Consider the following 7,138-nt stretch of genomic DNA (forward strand, 5'->3'; position numbering starts at 1 on the left):
TTATTGGCCTTCCTGGTGTAACAAGTGCTCGCCCCGGACGAGGTCGTTAAAGCTCTCTCGCTCGCGGATAAGTGTAGCATTTTCACCTGAGACCAAAACCTCAGGCGGACGGCCTCGGCTGTTATAATTTGATGCCATGGTGAAGCCATAAGCACCTGCATGCTTGACGATAATTACATCGCCCTGCTGCACATGCAAATGCCGCGCGTGTCCGAAAAAGTCTCCGGTTTCACACACCGGTCCCACCACATCGTTTAGTTGGTCGCCGCCGCGTTTGTTCTCGTGTGCCGGCAGAATGTCGTGCCAGGCCTGATACAAAGACGGACGTAATAAGTCATTCATGCCGGCATCTACCAGCACAAAGTTCTTATCGTCTGAGGGTTTAATGTATTCCACCGTCGTCAGCAGAACTCCGGCATCTGCGGTAATCGCGCGACCGGGTTCCAGTACCAAAGTGATTTGTGGGTAATTCTCGGCTAACTTAACCAGTTCTTTTAAATAAAAGGCTTTATCCAAAGGTTCTTCCGGCTGATAAGCCACACCAAAGCCGCCACCTAAATCCAGATGGGTTAAATTAATACCGTCCTTTTCCAACTCCGCCACCAGGTTAAACATACGCTGAGCCGCATCAAGAAAAGGTTCCGCTGTCATTATTTGCGAACCTATGTGGCAATCCGCACCAATCAGATTAATGTTGGGTAAGCTATGCGCCTTAAGAAACACCGGCTTAGCCAATGACATGCTGATACCAAACTTGTTGGCTTTCATGCCTGTAGCAATGTACGGATGCGTTTTGGCATCAACGTCGGGGTTCACTCTTAACGATACTGACGCCTGTTTGTCCATGGCAGCAGCAATGTCCTGAATACGCTCAAGCTCCGCCTCGGATTCCACGTTAAAGCAGCCAATGCCCGCTTCCAGCGCCATAATGATTTCGTCTTTTGACTTAGCCACACCGGAAAAGACAATATCTTCCGCTTTGCCACCAGCCATGAGTACGCGTTGAAGCTCGCCACCGGACACAATATCGAACCCGGCACCGTGTTCAGCCAGCAGCTGTAAAATAGCTAAGTTACTGTTCGCTTTGACCGCGTAGCAAAGTTTGTGAGGCGTTGGCCAGTGCTGTTGAAACTCGCGCCAGTTTTTTAGAATCTGACCTTTAGAGTAAACATACAAAGGTGAGCTAAAACGCTCAATCAGGCTCTCAACATCGCAGCCTTCAATGTGAAACTGGCCATTTTTATAGTCAATTAATTCGCTCATTCTTTATCTTCCGCTGGCGGCTCTGCAGGTGTATTTCGCTCAGGCATAGGCTCAGGCGTTAATGGTCCTTTCTGACCACAACCAACTAAAGTCATTAAAATGGCTGATAGCACCAGCGTCTTGATTACAATTCGACTAAACATCGCTAAACTATAGGTATTCCGTTTGGGTTTCTCTGGTGCCTATCATCGCACCAGATACCCAAAAAGTCATTAATCGTCGTAAAGGAAAACGAATGACCCAACGCGTTAGAATTGCAACACGCAAAAGCAAGCTGGCTTTATGGCAGGCTGAACACATTCAACAGCGCCTTGAAGAGCTGCACCCGGGCCTGTCGGTAGAGCTGGTTCCTATGTCTACCAAAGGCGATGTCATTCTGGATACCCCGCTGGCAAAGATCGGCGGCAAAGGATTATTCGTAAAGGAACTGGAAGTAGCCATGCTGGAAGGGCGTGCGGATATTGCCGTACACAGCATGAAAGACTTACCGGTTGAGTTCCCGCCGGGGCTGGAGCTTCACACCATTTGTGAACGCGAAGATCCGCGTGATGCTTTTGTATCCAACAACTACAAAAACCTTAATGAACTGCCGGAAGGCGCCGTGGTCGGAACCTGTAGTTTGCGTCGTCGTTGCCAGGTTAAAGAGCAGTTTCCGCATTTAGTCATAAAAGATTTACGCGGCAATGTTCAGACCCGTTTACGCAAACTGGATGACAGTGAATTTGATGCCATTATCCTGGCCGCCTCAGGCTTAATTCGATTAGAGCTTGGCGACCGTATTACCTCCTTTATTCCGGTGGAGCAGTCATTACCGGCTAACGGACAAGGTGCACTGGGCATTGAATGTCGCAGCGATGACGACGAAATGAAGGCCTTACTGGCGCCACTGCAATGTCAGGAAACCCGTACACGAGTATTAGCAGAACGTGCAATGAACCGCGGTCTGGATGGTGGTTGTCAGGTGCCTATTGGTGCTTATGCTGAACTGGAAGGCGACAACGTCTACTTACGCGGCCTGGTTGGCGAGCCTGACGGTGGTAAAGTACTTCGAGATGAAGTGCGCGGCCCGGCGTCTAAAGCGGAAGAATTAGGTTCAGAGCTTGCTGAGCGGTTACTTAAACAAGGTGCCGCCGAAATTTTAAGTGCAGTCTATGACAGTGAATCCAGTCAGTCATAAAGCGGTTTTACTGCTGCGTCCGGGCAATATGCCGGACGCCTTCACTCGCCAGTTGCGCGAGACCGGCCGAGAGTGCTTTGTTCACAGTTTTATTGAAATAGAACCTCTGCCTGTGGATAAAAAACAGCTAACCGGCCTTAAGCAACGGCATTGGGATGGTATTGTTGTGGTCAGCAAAAACGCGGCACATTACGCTGCAAAAGCTGGCTTTATCGATGTTCCCTCTAAATATTATGCCGTTGGCCCCGGTACGGCTTCATTTACTGCAAAACACTTAAACACGCCGGTGAGTTGCCCTGCTTTTATACATCAGTCCGAGGGGTTACTGGACTTGGCTGAGCTGCAAAAGCTGGAACAGCAAAGCTGGTTAATTATTCGGGGTGAGGGCGGACGCGAGTTACTGGCCGATGCGCTACGGGCACGAGGCGCATCCGTTGACTACTGGGAAGTTTACCGCAGGAAACAACTCACATTGAGTGATCCCGAACTTATTCAACAGTGGATAAAGTCAGTAGGTACTATAGTAGTTACAAGTGCTGAGCAACTGGGATACTTTCTGTCATCAATGCCAAGCTCGGCAAAGACATGGCTGGATAATTGTCAGTGGATAGTGCCAAGTCACCGCTTGAAAGGTTTGATTCCTTTTGGACAATCAGACAGTATCAAAGTAACAGGCAGTGCAGCGGACGCCATATTAATGAATGCGCTAATAGCGGATGGAAAAACTCATGACTGAAGAGAATAGAGTAGAGAACGACGAGTTACAGAATAATGACCAGAACAACGATCAACCCGAAGAAGAGACGCTGACGGCAGAGAAAAGTAGTGGGCGCTTCTTTAAGCGATTAATGTGGCTCGTTATTTTAGTGGCTATAGCGGCTGCAGCCTACTGGGGTTACACCCGCTTTCCCGCATTATTTAATGCGGACGCTGAGCAGGTTGTAGAGCAACCAAGACAGGACCCGATTGACGCTCGTTTTAATCAATTGGAACGCTCAGTCGCCAATTTAGAGCAACAACTGCAAAGCACCGTTCAGGCACGGGAACTCGATAAATTCAGTAATACCGATCAGCAGTTACAGCGCGAATTCACCAACCTACGCCAAAGCCTGGAAGATTTACGCGATGATGTCCGTAAAACGCCGGCAGAAAAAGCAGCTTACTGGCGCTTAGTGGAAATTAAACAAACGCTATCAGCCGCAGCACGAATGATGTGGAGCCAGGAAGACTACAAAGCGGCGCTTAGGCTTTTAAAACTCGCCGACCAGCAGTTAGTGGGTATCGACAACCGGGACGCCATTCGTACCCGGGAAAAATTAGCAGGAGATATTGAGCGGGTTAATGCCATAGTAGAAGCCGACAACACCGACCTGGCTTTACAGCTAGTGGGGCTTCAGCAACGGGTGGCTGACTTACCGGATAAAGTAAATAACAATCAGCAGCGTCTCAGCTCTGACACTCAGGCCGTCAGCGACGACGTTAACGACTGGCAAACTAACCTGAGTGCTAACTGGCAGTCGTTCCTTGATAACTTTATCCGCATTCAGCCGGTAGAAAGTGACCCGGAACCTTTATTAAATGTCACTCAACGTACGGCTATTAACGAGCGAATTCAGTTAACTTTTACTCTGGCTCAGCAAGCGGCGGTTAAGAACAACGAGCAATTGTGGCAGCGTTATCTAGAGCAGCTATCAAAACTGATTTTAGAAGTAAAAGGCGATAAAGCGGCCACGCAAGATGTCGTATCCCGCATTCAGGCGCTAAGTCGCGAGGATTTTGAAGAGCAAAGCCTCGATCAGCTTGAGTCTCTGGACTTCATTGCTCAGACAATTGAGCAGGGAGATGCGTCATGAAGTGGATCATTGCGCTGGTTGCTATCATTATATTAGGTGCCATTATTGGCCCCATGGCCTCTGGTAACGCGGGTTACGTTCTGGTTCAGTTTGCTGGCGTTGCCATTGAGACAACCGTTGTCGGTCTATTTGTGGTAACTGTTGTGGCTGTTGCTGTGTTGGCCGTTGTTTGGTCGTTACTGCGTCGGCTGCTGAGTAAAACTCGCCAGGGTCGAAAATGGCTGGCCAATCGCAGCGAGCGCAAAGCCCAGACAATGTATCAGCAGGGTATTCGTGAGTTACTCAATGATGAACCCAATAAAGCCGCCGAGAGCTTTGCCAAAGCCTATAAAAAGGCGCCTGATAATAACCTTGCGGCATTAACTGCCGCTGCCGCCTGTCTTGATAAAGACGCTGGTAAAGCAACCTATTGGCAGGAAGAAGCCGGTAGCTTTTATGAAGACTCCGATACACTCCTACAATTGGTCGTTATTGAGCAACAGGTTAAAGTGAACCCGGCAGAAGCTGACCGCAAAATCCAAAGCCTGTTAAAAACAAAGCCTCATACGGCTAACGTATTGAAATTGGCTTACCGCGTATTTAGCGCATCGGGAAACTGGCAGCAACTTAAGGATCTTTTGCCGGAGCTTCGCCAGGTAACTGACCTTGCTCCAGCTGAGTTCGAACGCCTTGAGTATCAGGTGTATTTCGAACGCTTTGTTGCTGAAGGGCGTAAAAGTAACGAAATGCTCTACAACGAGTGGCGCAGCTTACCAAGTAAGCAACGTGCTGATGCAACCGTTCGTTTAAGTTATGCCGCCGCGTTGAAGCATTTGGGCGATCACGAAATATCCGCAAGAGTGATTCTTAAAGGCCTTAAACGAGGTGACTTAGAGCCGGCTGCGGTAAACTCTCTGCATCTATTTAATGCGAAATCGGAAAAACTGCTGGAATTTGTACAGGCTCAGTTAAAGCAAAACCCTGAGAGCAGAGACTATTTGTATGCTCTGGCGCAAATTGCGATGGACAATCAGGACTTCTCGTTAGCGCAGCGAGCGTTGAAGAAACTAGCGGAGATTGAGCCTGGCAGTCATGTTTATCGTCTTTTAGGCGATGCTTACCATGCGCTGGGCGATAGCCAATTAGCAGCTAACGCCTACAAAGAGGCGTTAGCTCACTAACTAAGGTTGGTGCTGTGATTATTGACGTACACCTTCAATAGACAGCATCAACTGTACTTCTTTAGCGTCAGGGCCTAAGTTGTAGTCAATTCCATAGTCCGCCAGGGTTAAATCAACTTCGCCCGCAAAACCGCGGCGGAATCCGCCCCATGGATCTTCGCCTGCGCCGATATGCTCAACATCGATAGCGATTTCTTTGGTAACACCGTTAAGTGTGAATTCGCCATGCAGAGTACCTTCCTCTTTATCGTCTTCATCCGGTACGTATTTGGTGCTTTTAAATGTCGCCGTCGGATGATCAGATACGCTTAAGAAGTCGTCTCCACGTAAATGCTTGTCACGCTCAGCATGGTTTGTATCAACGCTGGAAGTATCGATGGTTACGTTCACTGACGCATTTTCAGGGGCATCTTCGTCGTAACTAAAAGACCCTTCAAAATCATTAAAACGACCATATAACCAACTATAACCTAAGTGACTGATTTTAAATTGAATAAAGGCGTGTTGACCCTCAATATCAATTTTATAATCTTCTGCCATAGCTGCCGAAGTAAATAATGCACTACCCGCCACAGCGGCTGCAATTAATGTCTTTTTCATAATTATTTCCTCTTAGTTTTTCCAAACATTCGAATTAGTGTGCTGTCTTTATTAATAAAGTGGTGTTTCATTGCCGCTAAACCATGACCGCCGGCTAAAATCACTAACGCCAACGCGGAATACCAATGCACTTCACCGGCAATGTCTTCTTGTTTTGGTAAATCGGTAATCACCGCAGGCACCGAAAACCAATCAAAAACACTGATAGAACTGCCGTCTGCTGTGGATATTAAAAAACCGCTGATCATGACCGTAAATAACAGTACATAAAGCAACAAATGGCCTGCCTTAGCACCAACACGTTCCAACCTGCTGCCTAAAGGTTTAGGCTTAGTATTCAATAAAGTCCAGATGACCCGCAGCACAGTTAAAGCAAGTAATACGATGCCGAAGGACTTATGCCACCAAGGCCCCAATCGATACCACTCGTCATAATAGGTTAGAGTGAGCATCCACCAGCCAAGGGCGAAAAGCCCGATAACCATCAGAGCCGTTAACCAATGAATAACGATGGTAATGGCACCGTAGCCTGCCTGTGTGTTTCTAAACATTGCTTTCATCTCTTTCGTTCGTACAAATAGTATTTTAGTCCAATTATATGAAATGAATATCAGTAAATATGGCTATTTATTTTCTAAAAAATAGGAATAAAGGCTAGTTTATTCATCAGGAAGGGATGAATAAATGGTAGGTTGGTATGATTTAGGCTTCAAGCTGGTCGGGGGGGGGGGAATCGACTCACCTGACGTGAACGTCATATATGGTCCCCTCCCGTTTTGCAACGGCAACTCGTGGTAAATGTCGGGGCGCTCGCATATATTCGGCCTGTTTATGGTGCGCGCTTTGCGCACCTGGCCTGGATGAACTCCGCACGACAACTGGCTTATCAGGCTAACGTACTTTATGTACGGACGTTTAACAGTCTCAATTGTCGTCGGTTTACCCTATTTTACCATCCTGTTGACGTTTGCAACTCCCGGAAGGAACGAACCTTCGCTGTGCTCTTTTACTGAATACTGTTGCTGTTAAGCAGCAGTCATCCGGTAATCTTCTTTATTCTTTAACATCGCCCAGATTATCCGGGC

Annotated in this window: 8 protein-coding genes; 4 read left to right on the plus strand and 4 right to left on the minus strand. The window is 47.8% G+C overall.

Annotated features, from left to right (window positions below):
• Positions 1–1,263 (minus strand): diaminopimelate decarboxylase, encoded by a 1,263-nt coding sequence (gene lysA / locus BM359_RS11900; protein ID WP_054490493.1) that lies wholly within the window; start codon positions 1,261–1,263, stop codon positions 1–3.
• A complete protein-coding gene (lptM, locus tag BM359_RS13220; protein ID WP_074930876.1) occupies positions 1,260–1,406 on the minus strand; it encodes an LPS translocon maturation chaperone LptM in 147 nt (48 codons plus the stop codon). Before lptM ends, lysA begins: the two co-directional genes overlap by 4 nt.
• Positions 1,407–1,498: 92 nt before the next feature.
• Here lptM and hemC point away from each other — a divergent pair, with 92 nt between their 5' ends.
• Genes hemC through BM359_RS11925 form a run of 4 tightly spaced genes read left to right on the plus strand, consistent with a single transcriptional unit; the run spans position 1,499 to position 5,453 of the window.
• Positions 1,499–2,440, plus strand: coding sequence for a hydroxymethylbilane synthase (hemC, locus tag BM359_RS11910; RefSeq protein ID WP_054490495.1), 942 nt, complete (start codon positions 1,499–1,501; stop codon positions 2,438–2,440).
• Positions 2,415–3,176, plus strand: a complete 762-nt coding sequence (locus BM359_RS11915; RefSeq protein WP_054490497.1) for a uroporphyrinogen-III synthase — start codon at positions 2,415–2,417, stop codon at positions 3,174–3,176. Before hemC ends, BM359_RS11915 begins: the two co-directional genes overlap by 26 nt.
• The gene (locus tag BM359_RS11920; protein WP_054490498.1) at positions 3,169–4,293 is read left to right on the plus strand and encodes a uroporphyrinogen-III C-methyltransferase; all 1,125 of its coding nucleotides are present in this window, start codon (positions 3,169–3,171) and stop codon (positions 4,291–4,293) included. Before BM359_RS11915 ends, BM359_RS11920 begins: the two co-directional genes overlap by 8 nt.
• Complete coding sequence (locus tag BM359_RS11925; protein ID WP_054490500.1) at positions 4,290–5,453, plus strand: heme biosynthesis HemY N-terminal domain-containing protein; 1,164 nt, start codon at positions 4,290–4,292, stop codon at positions 5,451–5,453. Before BM359_RS11920 ends, BM359_RS11925 begins: the two co-directional genes overlap by 4 nt.
• 18 nt (positions 5,454–5,471) lie before the next feature.
• On the opposite strand, the gene BM359_RS11930 is transcribed toward BM359_RS11925, so the two are convergent.
• The gene (locus BM359_RS11930) at positions 5,472–6,053 is read right to left on the minus strand and encodes a YceI family protein (protein ID WP_054490502.1); all 582 of its coding nucleotides are present in this window, start codon (positions 6,051–6,053) and stop codon (positions 5,472–5,474) included.
• A gap of 2 nt (positions 6,054–6,055) precedes the next feature.
• Positions 6,056–6,604 carry a cytochrome b gene (locus BM359_RS11935; RefSeq protein ID WP_054490504.1) on the minus strand — a complete coding sequence of 183 codons (549 nt, stop codon included), beginning with the start codon at positions 6,602–6,604 and terminating at the stop codon, positions 6,056–6,058.
• Positions 6,605–7,138 lie beyond the last annotated feature (534 nt).

The organism is Idiomarina abyssalis (assembly GCF_900116625.1).
Lineage (GTDB): Bacteria > Pseudomonadota > Gammaproteobacteria > Enterobacterales > Alteromonadaceae > Idiomarina > Idiomarina abyssalis.